We start from the raw sequence: 17,465 nt of genomic DNA, 5'->3' as shown, positions 1-17,465 counted from the left end.
GGGAGATAAATTTGAAAAAACATATTTTGATAATTTGCCAGTACTTCTATCCTGAGCAATTTAGGATAAACGACATGGCCTTCGAGTGGGTAAAGCGCGGCTACAAAGTAACAGTAGTCACAGGCATTCCAAATTACCCGGAGGGTAAATTCTACCCAGACTATGGCTGGTTCAAAAATACAAAAGAAACAATAAATGGAGTGGAAGTCCACCGCATTCCTCTTATTGCTAGAGGAAAAGGAAAGTTTGGCTTGGTAATGAATTATTTTAGCTTTCCATTCTTTGGCTTTTGGTGGAGCTTGTTCACAAAGATAAAGGCTGACGAGGTGTTTATGTTTGAAACATCTCCTATGAATCAATGTAAGGTGGGAGTGAGATATGCGAGAATGCATCACATCCCATGTTATTTGTATGTTCAGGATTTATGGCCTGACAACGTGGAAATGATTACTGGAATCCACTCGCCACTTGTGCTTAAGCCAATTGAGCGAATGGTTAGAAAAATCTATAAAGGTTGCACTCACATCTGGGGAACCAGCCCAAGCTTCGTTACAGAGATTCGCAAGCTTGTGGATGAAGATGAGCAGGATAAGGTTTCCTTTTGGCCACAGTATGCCGAGGAATTTTATCAGCCACAGCCAAAGAAAGAGCATAAAGGCTTCAATGTGATCTTCACAGGAAACATTGGTCAGGCTCAGGGCTTGGAAATCCTTCCATATGCAGCAAAAAAGATTCGCGACGAGGGAATCAAAAATATCAGATTCACTATAGTTGGCGATGGCAGAGCTAGAAAGTCATTTGAACACTCCATCACACAAAATGGAGTTTGGGATATGTTTGAATTTGCTGGCCGTGTAAAGCCAGAGGAAGTGCCAGCACTTCTTGCAACAGGCGATGCAGCGTTCATTTCATTTGCAGATGACGAGCTTTTTGCTAAAACAATCCCTGCAAAGCTTCAGTCATACATGGCCTGTGCAATGCCAATCATTGCCTCAGCCCGCGGCGAAACAGCCCGTATTATAAACGAGGCTGATTGCGGTATGTGCTCAGATATCGGGGATGCAGAGGAGCTTGCTGTCAGCATTGTTGCTATGAGTAAGCTATCACCAGAGCGTCTTGCGCAGCTTGGCGAGAACTCTCGCAACTACAACAAAGCCCACTTCGACAAGAAGACTCTCATGGATGAGATGGATGCATTTGTAGGCTAAAAATAACAAGAGGTAAGCAGTATGAAAGCTGTTTTAGGAACAGTTATATACAAGCAGGCGGAAGTTTTCCTCCAGGATTTACTCACATCCGTGGATAACCAGCAGGATAAAGACTTCGACTTGTTGATAACTAACGACAATTACACAGATGAGGATTTGATTAGGCTTAATGTGATTAATGACCAGCAGGATGCAAATCAAAACTTGGTCCATCTCAATGGCAAAGTCAATTTCCTCAACCTGCGTCCGCTGGGCTGCACCATCGCCCAGACTCGTATAGAGATGATTAAGAAAGCTAAGGCTCTAGGCTATGATTTGCTGGTGGTTTGTGATGCAGATGACACATTCGTGCCAACCAGAATTAGGGCTTTCAAGGAGGCCTATCAATTAGACAAATCATATGCTTTCTACTATAATGAATTAGTTACAGAGGACGGCAAAACAGTCCTTGAAAACATGCCTAAAACAGTTGATAGTGCAAGGCTTATTTCCCAGTCCAACTTCATCGGAATGGGCACTACAGCAATCAATCTTCACATGCTGACCGACGATTTCATGGCCACACTTTCAGAGGGAGATTGCCCAGTGTTTGATTGGTATTTCTTCACAAGGCTTCTTATGGACATTGGCCCGGGAAAGCTTGTTGACAATGCCGACACCATCTATCGCATTCACGATAGCAATCAGGTTGGCACCTCTCACAATGTGGAGCAGGAGTACCAAGTAAAGCTGACACACTATAAAAACTTGGCAAAGAGATATCCTTACTTCGAGCACCTGTATCAGGATTTGCAGAAGCTGGATATTGATTCAATAGATACAAGCCATGACCGCAACGGTTATTGGTGGAGCAATATTTTAATGGAGGATTCCTATGAGATTTAATTATCAGGATATGGTAGCAGGTGGCAAAAAGCCATACGTAATTGCAGAGCTTGGAGCAAATCACAATGGTGATATGGAGCTTGCAAAGACAATGATTAAGACAGCAAAGGAGTGCGGTGCTGATTGCATCAAGCTTCAGTCTTTCACAAAGAGTAATGTATTCTCAAAGAAGAATTACGACGACAACTATTTCTTAGGCGATGACTATCGCAACAGAACAGACTATACACTTGAGTCAATCGTAGAAGCTTACGCCCTTTCAAAGGAGCAGCATCACGAGCTTAAGGCATATTGCGACGAGCTCGACATCGACTTTACATCAACACCTTTCGACAAGGCTGGCGTAGATCTTCTTGTTGATGAGCTTCACGTTCCATTCATCAAGGTAGCTTCTATGGACGTTGAAAACGTACCATTCCTTAAGTACATCGGAAGCAAGGGCGTGCCAGTAGTTATCTCTACAGGACTTACAGGCATGGATGATGTTGTTAACGCTATCGCAGCAATCGAGGCAGGCGGATGCAAGGAAATCTGCGTACTTCACTGCGTATCAATCTACCCACCAGCAGACGAGCAGGTTAACCTCAACAACATCGATATGTACCGCATGGCATTTGGATATCCTACAGGATACTCTGATCATACATTTGGTGTGGTTGCACCTATCATGTCTATTGCAAAGAATGTTTGCATCATCGAGAAGCACTTCACAATGGACAAGAACATGAAGGGATGGGATCACAAGATCTCAGCAAACCCAGAGGAAATGAAGATTATCTGCGACGCTGCAGAGCAGGGCTACAAGATGATGGGAAGTTTCCGCAAGGTTGTAAACGAAAGCAAGCACCAGCGTGAGGAGTACAAGCGCTCAATCGTAGCAGCATGCGACCTCAAGAAAGGCCACATCCTCACAGAGGAAGACCTTGACTACAAGCGCCCAGGTACAGCAATCTCACCTAAGTTCTACGAAATGCTTATCGGCAAAGAGCTTAAGCGCGATATCGAAGCAGACGAATTATTCCAGTGGGGAGATTTCTAAGATGATTGCATTTATTCCAGCTAGAGGGGGCTCTAAGGGAGTCCCAGGAAAAAATATTAAAGAAATCTGTGGCAAGCCTCTTATCGCATATACGATAGAAGCGGCCAAGAAAGCAAAGGGCGTAGATCGCGTCATCGTTACTACAGATGATGAGGCAATCGCCGCAGTTGCACGCGAGTACGGAGCTGAGGTTCCATTCATGCGTCCAGCAGAGCTTTCAAGCGATACAGCATCAGCTATCGATGTTTATCTTCATGCAACAGAGTTTGTTATGAATGAAACAGGAGAGCAGATTGAAAAGTTCATGGTGCTTCTTCCAACAGTGCCTCTCCGTACAGAGCAGCACATCGATGAAGCATTGGAGCAGTTCAAAAAGGATGGTGCCACTACACTTATTTCCTTTGCAGAGGCAGAGGTTCCAGCTAGCTGGTATCACAAGCTCAACGAGCAGGGCCGTGTTGAAAACGCAGGTTTTGGCCAGGGCATTACCATGACAAACCGCCAGAACAACGAGACATACATCGTGCCAAACGGAGCTATCTATATCTTGGACTACAAGCTTCTTAAGGAAAAGCGTACATACTACTGTGACAACACAGTTGCCTATATCATGAAGCGCGAGGATTCAATCGACATCGATTATCCAATCGACTTTGAATTCGCAAAATGCCTTTTACAAAAAAGATTAGATGAGAATAAATAATGATTTTAATTAGAGCTTTAGCCTTCCTGCTACACTTCACACTTGTGCCTGTAGCAGTGGGCAGACTAATTACATACAGAGCAAAGAGTCAAATATTGAAAAGCCCGATTGTTCGTTACATTGCAGGATTCTTTAGCCTTCAGGCAGTTTTCTATATGCTGAATTTTGGGTTCTGCTGGTACCAGAACAAAACTATGACCACAAAGCTTATTGTGGGAGGCTTTCATAGACTGTCTATCATCTATTCGTTGATAGTAGTAGCGCTTGTTATTCTTTGGATCGTAATCGATGGCAAGAAATTCAAAACGGATTTAGGAATCTACAGGATTGATTGCAGAGAAACATTTGGAGAAATAAAAACAAACAAGCTTAATATCGTATATGCGATAATTCTAGCGGTTCTCATGTTGCTTCAGATTTATGCAGCATACCGCTACGAGATTAACGAATGGTCTTATGATGATTATGATGTTGTAGTTACTTCTGTAGATGATATCAACAGCGATATGATTACCAATGTAAACTTCATCACGGGTGAGGCACCATACACATCACCAAAGCGAGTGGCACAATCTTGGACTACTTATGTAGCTTATCTTTTTGTTGTATCATCATTTGATGTCACAACAGTTTGCCATACAATTTTGCCTGTAATTATGCTTTTGGTAGCATATGGTATTTATTATTACATGGCTAGATTCCTATTTGCAAAAGCTGATGATAGGTTGATTTTTATGATTATCCTATCGGTAACATACATCATGGGAATGTTTTCCCACTATTCACCAACCTTCCGTTTGCTTTGTGCATTGTGGCAGGGCAAAGCGGTGCTCACAGCAGTTGTAGTTCCGTTTATGATTTGCTTTTTAGCTAGAGCATTTGCTGAAGAACTTGATAAGCGAGTAGCACTGACTATTTGCTTGGTGTCACTAGGCGCATGCTCTCTTACAGTCACATCAGCGTTGCTTGTCACTATTATGGTGGTGGGAATGTTCGTTTTGATGTCAGTATACAACCGTAGAATCTATGGTATACGCTATTTGCTTGCCGGCCTGTTTGGGCCTTTTGTTCAGGCAATCATTTATGTAAGCGTAGCACTGTTACTACAAAGACAATGGGAGCCAAATTTCTTTTATAATTTATGGAATGGATTAATGTCATAACAGGAATATCAGCCACATTTTGGGGCAAGCTTGCATATGCATTATTGTTTGTAGTTGCTCTAGGGCTGATTCTATTCTTTGAAAAAGAAAAAATAAAACGATACACATTTCTATGGTATACAGGACTTGTGTTAGTTTTCATATATAATCCGTTGACCTTGATAATCGGAAAATGGATTCTCAAGGAAAATGCATTTGAACAATATTACTTGCGCTTTTATAGTGTGATTCCAGTGTTGATTATTGTGGCATATGGCCTGACACTTTTTGTAATGAGATTTCAGGGTAAGCAAAAGCTTATAGCACTGGTTGCCAGTCTGGCAGTAGTGTGTATCTGTGGCAGATGCCTTTACACTGAGGATTGGTTTACAAAGGCTGAGAATCGCAATAAGGTTCCTCAGGATGTTATCACCATCAGCGATGTATTTGCTGATTATGAAGGCGATACAATCCGTATCATGGCACCATTGGATGTCACAATTTATCTACGTCAAATCGATAGCCGATTCTCTATGCCATATGGCAGAGAAATTGATGATATAGCATACGAGCTTACAAATCCAACACCTAATCCAGAATCAGTAGCGAATTATTGCGCTGACAACAACGTGGATTATGTTGTTGTATCTGCGGCAGAAGATATCTTAAATACATATTTGAATTATGGGTTTGAGCTTTACGGCCGCACACCATATTATGCAGTTCTCACTCCAATCTACGGCGATTGGATTTTGACAGAGTACGATGACGGTTCAGACTTGCAGTGCATGTGCTACACAATGTACAACCAAAAGGACGGCACACTTATCGTCATCGACGGCGGTCATGGTGAAAATGACGATACGCTTCGTGAGAATATCAAGGCATTAGGTGGAGAGGTTGACGCTTGGATAATCACTCATTATCACATGGATCACATCGATGCTTTCAATGCAATTTACGAGGATCCACAGGGCATCACTATCGACCAGGTTTACATCACACCACTGGATGCTGATTTGTTCTACAGCGTAGCACAGGAATGGGATGATGTTGATTCTTTCAACAAGTTCCAGGAAATCACAGCAGAGGCAGACAATATCAATTATGTCCAAAGAGACGATGTTTTAACCTTCAGTGATGATTTGACTATCACTTTCTTCAATGCATTTGATGATGTGGTTGTAGATTGTCGTGAGGATATTCCAAATAACGATTCGCTAGTTTTTAAAATGGCTACACCAAATCGCAGCATTCTTATTTGCGGTGATTGCCATAGCGAATACATGGCAAACTATTTAGTTAAAACTTATGGTGATGAATTGAAGGCAGATATTCTTCAATGCGGACACCATGGCAATAATAGCATGCCTACTGAAACAGGTTTTTACGAGTTGGTCAATCCAGAAGTTGCAATCTTCGATACGACAGATGCAATCATGACCAGCCCTAACTATACAGCGGGAGCTTTGGCAGCTTATTTAAGCGAAGCCGGAGTTCGCCTTGTTTGGTTCAAATCAGCGCCAAACGTTTTTGTTTTTAATTAATGGAGATTATGATGGATAAGATTTACAAACATAAAAGGCTAATATCCATAATAATGGTGGCAGCCATTGTGTACGCCAGATGCGACCTTGGCATTGCCCTTGGAATGCAGTACGTATTGGCTAATGTTATTGCGAACGCTCTTGGGGCAGCATGGTGTCTAATTCTTTTTGTTAAGGATAAAAAGACAATAAAACAGGCTTTGTTTAATCCGGCTATGGCATGGTTATTGGCATTTTCGGTTTTAGTATTCATATACGGCCACTTTAAACTTGGCGTTTACACCGATATGTACAGCCGTCAGTACCACATTTTGACAGTTGTTCCGGCTATATTCATTATGATTATTCTCTTCCATAACAAAGAGGATATGCTTGATGTGATTTCTTGGGCAGGCAACATCGTCATAGTGGCAACACTTATTACAAGCCTTATCTTTGATCCGGTGTGGGGTGAATGGTTAGAAGGTATGACCTCCCGTGTAGGCGCTACACCAGCCGGCACATGTGTTGATACAGGAAATCTGCTTTTGGTTATGTTGATTCCACTCTTGTATCAGGTAATCATTAATAGACAGTTCAAAAAACATTTGCCAGGAGCTTTGCTTGCAATATTCCAGATTGTAGCATCTGGTTCAAAATCATCAGTACTTCCAATCGTGCTAGTATTTGCAATCATGCTTCTTGGTTCGGCAAAAGATAAAAAGACAGTTAGAAGAAACATTCTAATCCTTGTAGTTATTGCTGTGGCAGGTTCAGCAGCTATTATGTTGATTCCAGCGTTATATGGAATCATCGGAGATAGAATCGTTGAAATGTTTTCAGGAATCGGCGCTACAGAATACGATTTGCACACCAGCACAGGACAGCGAATGGCAGTTATAGCTGCGGTGAAGGAGCATTTCTGGGAACACCCAATTTTCGGCCACGGCTTCTATGCATTCAAGCAAATGCCATATTCATTGCTTGAAGAATATAGACCAAACGAAGGAACAGTTATTGCATACCGAAACATTCACACCCACATGAATTTCCTCGAGCTATTATTCTCTTTTGGAATCTTTGGGTTTATAATGTATTACTGGTTCCCAGTTTACCTAATCATTAAATCATTCTTTACCAAAAACAAAATGGCAAAGTTGATAATATTTTCATTTATGATTTCATTTGTGTTCATGGATTTGGGCATTGATATGTTCTATAAATACATGACACCATACTACACTTATTTAGTGGCGTATTGTTTGTTGAAACAGGAGGATAAATAATGAGATATGCAATTATCGGTTGTGGACGTATTTCACCAAACCACGTAGTAGCATCACAGAAAACAGGCCTTGATTTAGTTGCACTTTGTGACCTTGACCTTAAAAACACAGAAGACAAAATCAAGAAGTTCGATCTTGATGCAAGCTATGTTAAGCAATACACAGATTACAAAAAGATGCTTGAGGAGATGAAGCCAGAGCTTGTAGCAATCGCTACAGAGTCAGGTAAGCATGCTCAGATTGCTCTCGATTGTATCGAGGCTGGCTGCAACGTTATCATAGAAAAGCCAATCGCTCTTTCACTTTCAGATGCAGATAAAATCATCGAAGCAGGACACAAGAAAGGTGTTAAGGTTTGTGCTTGCCACCAGAACAGATTCAACAAGTCAATCCAGATGATTAGAGAAGCTCTTGAAAAGGGCAGATTTGGTCGTCTTTTATACGGTACAGCTCACATTCGCTGGGCTCGTGACCACGAATACTATGACCGCGCTTCATGGAGAGGCACATGGGAGCAGGACGGCGGAGCACTTATGAATCAGTGTATCCACGATATCGACCTTCTCCGTTGGATGATGGGTGATGATGTTGTTCGTGTCGTAGGTATGACAGACAGATTAAAGCACGACTACATCCAGGCTGAGGACCTTGGTATCGCTCTCGTTCAGTTTGCAAACGGCAGCTACGGTATCATCGAAGGAACTACAGACGTATTCCCTAAGAACCTCGAGGAGACACTTTACATCTTCGGTGATAAGGGTACAGTTAAGGCCGGCGGAGATGCTGTAAACCTTCTTGAAGAGTGGAATTTCTCAGATTACATCGACGAGCCAGAGCAGGTTAAGAAAGAATGCTCAGAGCTTCCTCCAAACGTATATGGATTTGGTCATACAAAGCTCTATCGTGATGTTATCGATGCTATCGAAAACGACAGAGAGCCATATGTAAACGGCGAGGCAGGACGTCGCGCCCTTGAAATGGTTCTTGCTATTTATAAATCAGCTGCAACAGGAGAATCAGTTGAATTCCCAATGAAGGATTGCAGCACAATGGACTTCGTAGGAAGATTTGATAAATAATTATAATAATTTTGGAATCCGGCTATTAAGGCTGGATTCCGTTGTATATGGAGAAAAGATATGCAGAAGGAATATGGTGGATGCTTGCCACTAGAAATCAATAAAATTAATACGGATTATTTCCCGGGATTTGACTATGTAGCGTTGAACAGTGGTCGTAATGCCATTGCCTATGCATGTCTTGCATTCAACTACAAAACTTGCTACATCCCATACTACACTTGTAAGACAGTAGAGGCTGGTCTTTTAGAGGTCGGCGTGGAAGCTCGTTACTATAATATTGATGAGCAGCTTATGCCTATCGCGCCTGAAGGTGGTTTTGATGACCGAGCCCTCTTCGTATATACGAATTACTTTGGCATTATGACCCATGTGATGCAGCAGGATATTATTGCAGAGCACAGTCATGTTCTTTTTGATAATACCCAGGGCTTTTTTACAAAGCCAATGCGTGGTACATTAAGCGCATACAGCTGTCGTAAATTCTTTGGGGTGGCCGATGGTGCTTTCTTAGTTGGCGCTGATATCCCTCGTTTGGATATTCCTACAGGTAATAGTGCCGATGCAGCAGGCTTTTTGTTGAAAGCAATCGAGGCAGGACCAAACGAAGCTTACGCTATGTCAAAAGAAAACGAGGAGCACATCAATGTAGAAGGAATGTGCTACATGTCAAAGTTGACAGAGACAATGATGTCAGGCATCGATTTGGCATCAGTAAACGAAAAACGTATTTCTAATTTCAACAAGCTTCATCAGCTACTTGGCCAGTACAACGAACTAAAGCCAGTTCTGGAAAATGGAGCACCTATGGTCTACCCATTCTTGTTTGAAAAGGAAGGCCTCAGGGAGATGCTTGTTGAAAATAAAATATTCGTTCCACGTTGGTGGAGATGGATTGAGGAATCCAAAGACACAAATGCATTCGAAAAGAAGCTTTCCAAGTACCTAGTACCACTACCAATCACACAAACATATGACGATGCTGATATGGAGTACATCGCAGACATTCTACTAAAAGGAATTCAATAATGATATCTTGCGCCCTGCGGGGCGCTTTTTTGTTGTCAGGGGAGGGGCTATGCTGCTGTGGAAGCTAATTGTAGGACAGTGGCTTGTTTGAGTTTGTTGGCTAGCCTGAAGAGTATGTTTCAACCTGCTAGCCACAGCATATCAGCCTTCGGCCCAGCGTCAAGAGCAAGGCCTACGGCGCTACGCCTCTTGACCCTAGCCCTCCAACTGATATGGGGTGGTCAAGCAGGTTTGAAATTGGGACTGTGGCAAAGCCACCAGTACCAGGGGAAGGCAGGAGACACGAAGAAATGGTAGATGCAGTGATTTTCGTGTCATGATTTAAAGCGAAAGACACGAAGATTCAGTGAAGCTGGAGATATTCGTGTCAATTTTTTAAGTGAGAGACACGAAGACTCTGAGGAAGCTGGAATCTTCGTGTCTATGAAAGAGAAAAAAGACACGAAGAATGAGCAAATATTGGAATCTTCGTGTCGGAAGAGGAGATTTTCGACACGAAGAATAAGAGAATTGTAGAATTTACGTGTCGGAGATGTGAATTAGAGACACGAAGAAACGGAGTATAGCGTAATCTTCGTGTCAGGGAGAGGTAATGGCGACACGCAGAATTGATGCTTTGTAGAATCTGCGTGTCGAAGGATTAGTCGGAGACACGCGGAAATGGAAAAAACAAAAATCTGCGTGTCTTCTAGAAGGGCGAAAAGCACGCGGAAAAGAGAAAAGGAGGAAAGGGCGTGTCTCCTGAAAGGACAAAAAACACGCGGAAAAGGAAGATTGCTGAATCCGCGTGTCTAGAAGAAGGAGAAGAAGCACGCCAAAATTTAGAAATAGCAAAACGGCGTGTTCAAGTAGCCTAAAATTGACACGCCGAATTGAAGGCACAGCAAAAGCGCGTGTCTGAGGCCTCCAAAACAGACACGCCGAATTAAAGAAAGCACCAATCCGCGTGTCCTGGCTTCTTCCTTGGTACTAGTGGCTCCGCCACAGTCCGAGTTTCAAACCTGCTTGATTACCGTATACCCATCAAAGGGCAGTGTGTCAATGACGCGAAGCGCCGAAGGGCATCATTGACTCGCTGACTGGATGGGTATCCTGTAACAAGCAGGTTGAAATAAACCCTGGGTTTTCCATATTAATAAAATGAGCATTTTAGCCCAGATAATGGTATAATGTTAAGGATTGCATTTTGTAATAAATTTATATAGACTACTGAATGTTGTTTCTAGGAGAAATAAGATTTGAAAAATAAGAATACTATAAGAAAAATAGAGAGCGTTATAGAGCTTGCCATCATGGCAGTTGCATACTATTTCGTTTGGAAATACATGATATTTGATAGGGAGTATTTCTTCCCATTCCTGGGCCGTGGTAAGTATGTGCTCATGGGAATATACTTCATACTGATGCTGGTAATCATTCATCTGTGTGAGGGCTTCAAGTATGGCATTTTGAAAATCGCAGATGTGTTGTTCTCACAGTGGATTGCAATCTTTATCGTAAATGCGGTTACATACTTACAGCTCTGCTTGATGGCAAACATCATGATTCCAGTGAAGCCAATGCTTCTTTTGACAGTTGGGGATTTCCTCCTCTCAGGAATCAGCGTATATATCTTCTTCGCAATATATGAGCGCCACTCAAAGGCTAGTAAGCTTTTGATGGTGTACGGAAATAAAGAATCAGTTGGGCTAAAGCTCAAGATGGACACTAGAGCAGATAGCTACAACATCAAAAACATCGTTAGCATCGATGAGGGCATTGATAAGATTTGCCAGATGCTTGCTGACTATGACGGTATCGTAATTTCGGATGTTAGTGCTGAGCAGAGAAATGATTTGTTGAAATACTGCTACATGCACGAAATCGAGACATATATCACTCCGAAGATTTCTGATGTTATCATCTCTGGTGGTGAGGGCATTCACCAGTTTGACACTCCACTTGTGATGATCAACACAACAGGCCTCACACCTGAGCAGGAAATCGTTAAGAGATTCTTTGATGTGATTCTTTGCGTAATTGCCGCAGTGGTTCTTTCACCACTTATGCTTATCGTTGCACTTGCAATCAAGCTTGAGGATCATGGCCCTGTTTTCTACAAGCAGGCCCGCGTCACAAAGGATGGCAAGGTATTCGATATCCTGAAGTTCAGAAGTATGGTTGAGGATGCAGAGCAGCGCCCAGCCACAGATGACGATGATCGCATCACAAAGGTAGGACATGTAATCCGTGCAACTCGTATCGACGAGCTTCCACAGATTTTCAATATTATAAAGGGCGATATGTCAATCGTTGGCCCACGCCCAGAGCGTACCGAGCATGTGGAGAAATACACAGCCGCCATTCCTGAATTCGAATTTAGAAACAAGGTAAAGGGAGGCCTCACAGGCTACGCTCAGATTTATGGTAAGTACAACACATCAGCTTACGACAAAATTAAGCTTGATTTGATGTACATTGAAAACTATAGCTTTTTACTTGATTTGAAGCTCATCCTCATGACTATCCGCATTGTCTTCAAGAAGGAAAGCACAGAAGGCTTCGACAAAGTGGTTAGCGCCGATGACATATTAGCAGATTTAGAAAAGCAAAAGTAAGAGGTATTTATGGCAATTTACATTCCTAAAATTAAGAGAGAATATCAGCGCTGTACTCAGTGTGTTATGGATACAACTGACTCCATGATTGAGTTCGATGAGCAGGGTGTCTGCGATCACTGTCGCAACTTCGAAAAGAATATCAAGCCATACTGGAATCCAAACAAGGAGAACAGGGAGGAGCTTGAAAAGGTAGCAGCCCAGATTCGTAAAGACGGAGAGGGCAAGGATTACGATTGTATCCTTGGTATGTCAGGCGGTGCAGATAGCTCGTACCTTGCATATATCGCAAAGGAAGTTATGCACCTTCGTCCACTTATCTACGTTGTAGATACAGGATGGAACCTGAACGTAGCTGTTGAAAATATCGAAAAAATCGTCAAGGGCATGGACCTTGATATGTATACAGATGTTATTAACTGGAAGGAGATGAGCGACTTCCAGCTTTCTATGTTTAAGTCAGGAATCAGTAGCTGCGATGCTCCTCAGGATCACGCAATCTTTGCATCTCTTTACAACTATGCTGTAAAGCATGGCATCAAGTGGGTGCTTACTGGCTCCAACAACAGTACAGAGTTCGTTCGTCCGCCAGTAGAGTGGATCTACATGAACGACCTTCGTATGTACAAGGACATTCACAAGAAATTCGGCAAGCGTCCACTGAAGACATACCCTACTTGCGGCATTCTCAAGTATCGTTTGCTTTACAAATACGTGTATGGAATGAAGCGTTTCTATCCGCTTGATTACGTAGTCTATGACAAGGCTAAGGCCGAGGAATTTTTACACGAGAAATATGGCTGGACCAAATATGAAAACAAACACTATGAAAACGTATTTACCAGATTCTTCGAGGGATATTACCTTCCATACAAATTTGGATTCGACACCAGAAAGAATGTATTCTCAACTCAGATTTTAGCTGGCACAATGACTCGTGAGGAAGCTCTTGAAAAGCTAAAGACAAATCCATACGACACAGATCAGATGGAGCAGGATAAGGAATACATCGCAAAGAAGCTTGGGATTTCAACTGAGGAATTCGATGAAATCATCAACTCCCCAGCCCACACCCCAGACGACTACAAAAACTCTATGTGGATGATTCGTCTCGGAGTAAAGATTTGCCAGATTTTAGGAATTGAGAAACGTAACATGAGGTTTTAAATGGTAGCAATAATTAATTACGGTTTGGGAAATTTAGGTTCCATTGCCAATATGTTGAAAGTAATAGGCGAGAAAAGCGTCATCACTGCCGACCCAGAGAAAATTAAGGCAGCAGATAAAATTATCCTGCCAGGCGTTGGCGCATTCGATGCCGGCATGGGCAAGCTCAACGAAACAGGCCTTGTAGATTTAATTAAAGAAGAAGCAAGAAACGGCAAGCCAATCCTTGGCATCTGCCTTGGCATGCAGCTCCTTGGAAATGGTTCCGAGGAAGGTCAGCTTCCTGGCCTTGGTCTCATCGATTTCAGCTGCAAGCGCTTCGACATCCCAGCAGAGATGAACCTCAAGGTTCCTCACATGGGATGGGACATCGTAGAGTTCAAAAAGAACGTGCCACTTTTAGATGGAATAGAAGGTCGCCAGAGATATTACTTCGTCCACACATATCACGCTGTTTGTAAAAACGCTGAGGATGTTATGATGACATGCGACTACGGATACGAATTCGCCTGCGCAGTCAACAAAGGCAATGTGTACGGCGTTCAGTTCCATCCGGAAAAGAGCCACGACTTCGGAATGAGACTATTAGAAAATTTTGTTAAGAAGTGCTAGCAATAGCCTAAAGGAAAAATTATGTTTAATAGACCAAGAATCATCCCAGTTCTTCTTATTGATGATAGGGATTTGATAAAGACAATAAACTTCAAAAAGCCAACATACCTTGGTGACCCAGTCAACGCACTGAAAATTTTTAACCGTAAGGGTATCGACGAGATGGCAGTGCTTGATATTTCTGCCAGCAAAAAGGGCTTGGAACCAGACTTTGAGCTTCTTACAGATATGGCGTCTGAAGCCTTCATGCCACTTTCATATGGCGGCGGAATCAAGACTTTAGATCAGGTTAGAAAGCTTCTTGCTATCGGCTACGAAAAAGTTGTTTTAAACACAAGCCTTGTTGAGGATGAGCAGCTTGTTAAGGACGCAGTTGCACTTGCTGGCTCCCAGTCGGTAGTTGCATCAATCGACGCCAAAATCGTAAACGGCCAGTATAAATGCGTTATCTGTGATGGCACAAAGGTCATCGACATGAGCCCAGTAGAGCTTGCAAAGCATGCCGAAGAGCTTCGCGTTGGAGAAATCTTCCTTAACTCAATCGACCGCGATGGAATGATGGAAGGTTACGATATCGACCTTGTAAATCAGGTGGTTAACGCCGTAGATATTCCTGTTACAGCCTGTGGCGGTGCAGGTGGCATCTCTGATCTGAAGGATGTTATTGAAAACGGCCATGCTCACGCAGCAGCAGGCGGAAGCATGTTCGTATACTACGGCCGCCTCAAGGCAGTCCTCATCACAGCTCCTACCGAAGAAGAGCTCACCGATGCAGGGATATACTCTGAGTAAATCAAGGACGAGACCATGAAGATTCTTTTATTAGATGTTAACTGCAAATACAGCTCCACAGGCAAGATAGTGTATGACCTATACCGCCGTCTCAACGCTGATGGCCACGAGGCTCGCATCGCCTACGGCCGTGGAGATGTCATAGATGAACCAGGAATTTACAAATTCGGCGTGGATTGGGAGACAAAAAAGCACGCATTATTAGCTAGAATCACTGGCAAAAACGGCTGCTACTCACCAAAGTCCACAGCAAATCTTATCCAGTACATAAAGGATTTTCAGCCGGATTTGATTCATATACACGAGCTTCACGCATACTTTGTAAATATCACAGAGTTGCTGGAGTTTTTGAAGGAGCAGCAGATTCCTGTAGTGTGGACATTCCACTGCGAATACATGTACACAGGTAAATGCGGCTTTGCATACGAGTGCCAGGGCTATAAAAGCGGATGCGGCAACTGCCCATATCTTCGTCAATACGTAAGCTCACTGGCAATCGACAAAACAGCTCAGCTTCTTGCTGAGAAAAAGGAAGCCATGGATGGTTTGAATCTTAAGTCAATCGTCACACCTTCTAAATGGCTTGCAGACAAAACAAAGGAAACATACCTGTATGGCAACAACATTCAGGTTATACATAACGGAATCGACACCGACGGGATTTTCTATCCGAGACCAAAGGACGACGCTATCCGCAGCCAGTTTGGCATTCCGGCTGATGCTAGGCTCATCCTTGCAGTTGCACCAAATATCATGGATGTGCGAAAGGGCGGCCAGATGGTGGTTGATTTGGCAGAGACTATGCCGGACACACATTTCGTGCTTGTAGGGGCCGATGAAACAAAGCGCCACTCAGCAAATGTGCAGCTGATTGCTCGCACCAAGGATCAGGACGAACTGGCTCGTTGGTATTCTGAGGCAGATTTGTTTATAATATGCTCGAAGGCGGAAAACTTCCCAACTACATGCATAGAGGCATTGTGCTGCGGCACGCCCGTTGTAGGATTGGATGAGTGCGGCACAAAGGAAACCGCACCTGAGCCTTATGGCACATTCGTCCGCGTGGATATTGCTGGCGATGCAGATATGAAATATGCTGCTACATTAGAGGCACTGCAGAAAGCAATCAGCACACAGCTTGGCCGTGGCCTCACTGCCGAGGAAATCCGCAATTACGCGGTGGCAAATTACGACAATGCGGTAATGTACCGTAATTATTTGGAGATTTACAATAAATGAAAGTTTTACATATAGGAATGCCTTCTCATTTTACAGAGGGCATGTTGTATCAAGAAAATATGCTTATAGCCATGAATCGTAAGGATGGCCATGATGTAACAATTATCACTGATGTTTATCATTACGAGGGCAGCAAGCTTGTGAAGGGCCCAGAGGAGGATAGAATCCTTGATAATGGCGCCCGTCTTATCAGACTTGAATACGACAGAGTTTTCAATAGCGACCTTTGGACAGAGAAAATCCAAAAGTGCCGCAAGCTTAAGAAATATCTTAATGAAATCCAGCCAGACACTATCCTTTATCATGGTGTGTGCGGATTCGAAATGATGGATGTGGCAGATTACTGCAAGCATCATCCAGAATGCTTGTTTTTCATGGATAGCCACGAGGACTACACAAACTCAGCTATGACACCACTCAGCAAGGCATTCTACAAATTCATCCATGGCCATTTCGTTCATAAGGCATTGCCACAGGTTGATAAGATTCTCTACCTTGGCGTGCAGATGAGAGATTGGCTCAAGGATATCTACGGTATTCCAGATAACAAGATGGAGTTCATGGCCATTGGCGGAATCATTTACTCTACTGAGCAGCAGCGCGAAGCTCGCCAGAACATCATCAACAAATACAGCCTTCCGCAGGACGCCATCATCATGGCTCACTCAGGAAAGCTTTCAGCAGGCAAGCGTACAGCAGAGCTTTTACAGGCTTTTTCACAGGTACAGGATCCACGCCTTGCCCTATTTGTATTCGGTTCCATCCCAGAGGATATGGAATCAACCCTTCGCCCGCTTTTGGAGTCTGATAATCGTATCCGCTTCATGGGTTGGAAGGTTAATAAAGAAATCGAGGAGTTCCTTGCAGGCGTTGATTTGTACTGCCAGCCAGGCGGCCAGTCATCCACATTCGAGACTGCTATGTGCTGCGGATGTGCCAACATGACATATCCACACGAAACCTACAAGGATGCTACATACAGCGATTGCAACGGCGAGAATTACTTCTTCGTTGAGACAGTTGACGACATGGTAAACGTATTCAAGAGCATCACAGAAACGCCAATGCTTTTGGAGCAGACAAAGGCCAAATCATTTGCATTTGCAAAGCTTCAGTTTGATTACGAAGTAATCGCAAGAAGAATCTACACAGCTTAAAAGC

15 protein-coding genes are annotated in these 17,465 nt (G+C 43.1%); all 15 read left to right on the top strand.

Annotation, left to right across the window (positions count from 1 at the left end; translation table 11 throughout):
* Nucleotides 1–11: 11 nt before the first annotated feature.
* The 15 genes from CRN97_RS07205 (at nt 12) to CRN97_RS07130 (ending at nt 17,461) form a co-directional block, all read left to right on the top strand.
* The gene (locus CRN97_RS07205; RefSeq protein ID WP_179670704.1) at nt 12–1,208 is read left to right on the top strand and encodes a glycosyltransferase family 4 protein; all 1,197 of its coding nucleotides are present in this window, start codon (nt 12–14) and stop codon (nt 1,206–1,208) included.
* A 21-nt stretch (nt 1,209–1,229) separates the two neighbouring features.
* Nucleotides 1,230–2,093: a glycosyltransferase family protein gene (locus CRN97_RS07200; RefSeq protein ID WP_097076398.1), complete on the top strand. Its 864-nt coding sequence runs from the start codon at nt 1,230–1,232 to the stop codon at nt 2,091–2,093.
* Entirely contained in the window at nt 2,083–3,132 is a 1,050-nt protein-coding gene (locus CRN97_RS07195) for an N-acetylneuraminate synthase family protein (RefSeq protein ID WP_083380618.1), read from the top strand. Before CRN97_RS07200 ends, CRN97_RS07195 begins: the two co-directional genes overlap by 11 nt.
* A gap of 1 nt (nt 3,133) precedes the next feature.
* Nucleotides 3,134–3,835 carry an acylneuraminate cytidylyltransferase family protein gene (locus CRN97_RS07190; RefSeq protein ID WP_033152137.1) on the top strand — a complete coding sequence of 234 codons (702 nt, stop codon included), beginning with the start codon at nt 3,134–3,136 and terminating at the stop codon, nt 3,833–3,835.
* Nucleotides 3,835–4,998 carry a DUF6077 domain-containing protein gene (locus tag CRN97_RS07185; RefSeq protein WP_097076397.1) on the top strand — a complete coding sequence of 388 codons (1,164 nt, stop codon included), beginning with the start codon at nt 3,835–3,837 and terminating at the stop codon, nt 4,996–4,998. Before CRN97_RS07190 ends, CRN97_RS07185 begins: the two co-directional genes overlap by 1 nt.
* Entirely contained in the window at nt 4,977–6,524 is a 1,548-nt protein-coding gene (locus CRN97_RS07180) for a ComEC/Rec2 family competence protein (protein WP_097076396.1), read from the top strand. The genes CRN97_RS07185 and CRN97_RS07180 overlap by 22 nt, the downstream gene beginning before the upstream one ends.
* 11 nt (nt 6,525–6,535) lie before the next feature.
* The gene (locus CRN97_RS07175; protein WP_179670703.1) at nt 6,536–7,789 is read left to right on the top strand and encodes an O-antigen ligase family protein; all 1,254 of its coding nucleotides are present in this window, start codon (nt 6,536–6,538) and stop codon (nt 7,787–7,789) included.
* Entirely contained in the window at nt 7,789–8,868 is a 1,080-nt protein-coding gene (locus tag CRN97_RS07170; RefSeq protein WP_097076394.1) for a Gfo/Idh/MocA family protein, read from the top strand. The genes CRN97_RS07175 and CRN97_RS07170 overlap by 1 nt, the downstream gene beginning before the upstream one ends.
* A 60-nt stretch (nt 8,869–8,928) precedes the next feature.
* On the top strand, nt 8,929–9,897 hold the full coding sequence (locus CRN97_RS07165) for a hypothetical protein (protein WP_097076393.1): 969 nt from the start codon (nt 8,929–8,931) through the stop codon (nt 9,895–9,897).
* A 1,238-nt stretch (nt 9,898–11,135) separates the two neighbouring features.
* On the top strand, nt 11,136–12,494 hold the full coding sequence (locus tag CRN97_RS07155; RefSeq protein WP_097076391.1) for a sugar transferase: 1,359 nt from the start codon (nt 11,136–11,138) through the stop codon (nt 12,492–12,494).
* Nucleotides 12,495–12,503: 9 nt separating this feature from the next.
* On the top strand, nt 12,504–13,661 hold the full coding sequence (locus tag CRN97_RS07150; protein ID WP_044935128.1) for an N-acetyl sugar amidotransferase: 1,158 nt from the start codon (nt 12,504–12,506) through the stop codon (nt 13,659–13,661).
* Nucleotides 13,662–14,273 carry an imidazole glycerol phosphate synthase subunit HisH gene (gene hisH / locus CRN97_RS07145; protein ID WP_097076390.1) on the top strand — a complete coding sequence of 204 codons (612 nt, stop codon included), beginning with the start codon at nt 13,662–13,664 and terminating at the stop codon, nt 14,271–14,273. It begins immediately after the preceding gene.
* Between the two features lie 21 nt (nt 14,274–14,294).
* Nucleotides 14,295–15,065: an AglZ/HisF2 family acetamidino modification protein gene (locus CRN97_RS07140; protein ID WP_097076389.1), complete on the top strand. Its 771-nt coding sequence runs from the start codon at nt 14,295–14,297 to the stop codon at nt 15,063–15,065.
* A gap of 15 nt (nt 15,066–15,080) precedes the next feature.
* Entirely contained in the window at nt 15,081–16,304 is a 1,224-nt protein-coding gene (locus CRN97_RS07135; protein ID WP_097076388.1) for a glycosyltransferase, read from the top strand.
* Nucleotides 16,301–17,461: a glycosyltransferase gene (locus CRN97_RS07130; protein ID WP_097076387.1), complete on the top strand. Its 1,161-nt coding sequence runs from the start codon at nt 16,301–16,303 to the stop codon at nt 17,459–17,461. The genes CRN97_RS07135 and CRN97_RS07130 overlap by 4 nt, the downstream gene beginning before the upstream one ends.
* Nucleotides 17,462–17,465 lie beyond the last annotated feature (4 nt).

This window comes from Pseudobutyrivibrio ruminis DSM 9787, from assembly GCF_900218035.1.
In the GTDB taxonomy this organism is placed as follows: domain Bacteria; phylum Bacillota; class Clostridia; order Lachnospirales; family Lachnospiraceae; genus Pseudobutyrivibrio; species Pseudobutyrivibrio ruminis.
Note: the sequence above shows the minus strand (reverse complement) of the source record. Positions and strands in the feature narration are given on the sequence as shown.

What these genes read in the sequence shown, in the direction of transcription:
- CRN97_RS07150 (WP_044935128.1), top strand. Translation starts at nt 12,504, where the DNA reads ATGGCAATTTACATTCCTAAAATTAAGAGAGAATATCAGCGCTGTACT.
- CRN97_RS07180 (WP_097076396.1), top strand. Translation starts at nt 4,977, where the DNA reads ATGGAATGGATTAATGTCATAACAGGAATATCAGCCACATTTTGGGGC.
- CRN97_RS07195 (WP_083380618.1), top strand. Translation starts at nt 2,083, where the DNA reads ATGAGATTTAATTATCAGGATATGGTAGCAGGTGGCAAAAAGCCATAC.
- CRN97_RS07185 (WP_097076397.1), top strand. Translation starts at nt 3,835, where the DNA reads ATGATTTTAATTAGAGCTTTAGCCTTCCTGCTACACTTCACACTTGTG.
- CRN97_RS07170 (WP_097076394.1), top strand. Translation starts at nt 7,789, where the DNA reads ATGAGATATGCAATTATCGGTTGTGGACGTATTTCACCAAACCACGTA.
- CRN97_RS07175 (WP_179670703.1), top strand. Translation starts at nt 6,536, where the DNA reads ATGGATAAGATTTACAAACATAAAAGGCTAATATCCATAATAATGGTG.
- hisH (WP_097076390.1), top strand. Translation starts at nt 13,662, where the DNA reads ATGGTAGCAATAATTAATTACGGTTTGGGAAATTTAGGTTCCATTGCC.
- CRN97_RS07130 (WP_097076387.1), top strand. Translation starts at nt 16,301, where the DNA reads ATGAAAGTTTTACATATAGGAATGCCTTCTCATTTTACAGAGGGCATG.
- CRN97_RS07190 (WP_033152137.1), top strand. Translation starts at nt 3,134, where the DNA reads ATGATTGCATTTATTCCAGCTAGAGGGGGCTCTAAGGGAGTCCCAGGA.
- CRN97_RS07140 (WP_097076389.1), top strand. Translation starts at nt 14,295, where the DNA reads ATGTTTAATAGACCAAGAATCATCCCAGTTCTTCTTATTGATGATAGG.
- CRN97_RS07165 (WP_097076393.1), top strand. Translation starts at nt 8,929, where the DNA reads ATGCAGAAGGAATATGGTGGATGCTTGCCACTAGAAATCAATAAAATT.
- CRN97_RS07135 (WP_097076388.1), top strand. Translation starts at nt 15,081, where the DNA reads ATGAAGATTCTTTTATTAGATGTTAACTGCAAATACAGCTCCACAGGC.
- CRN97_RS07200 (WP_097076398.1), top strand. Translation starts at nt 1,230, where the DNA reads ATGAAAGCTGTTTTAGGAACAGTTATATACAAGCAGGCGGAAGTTTTC.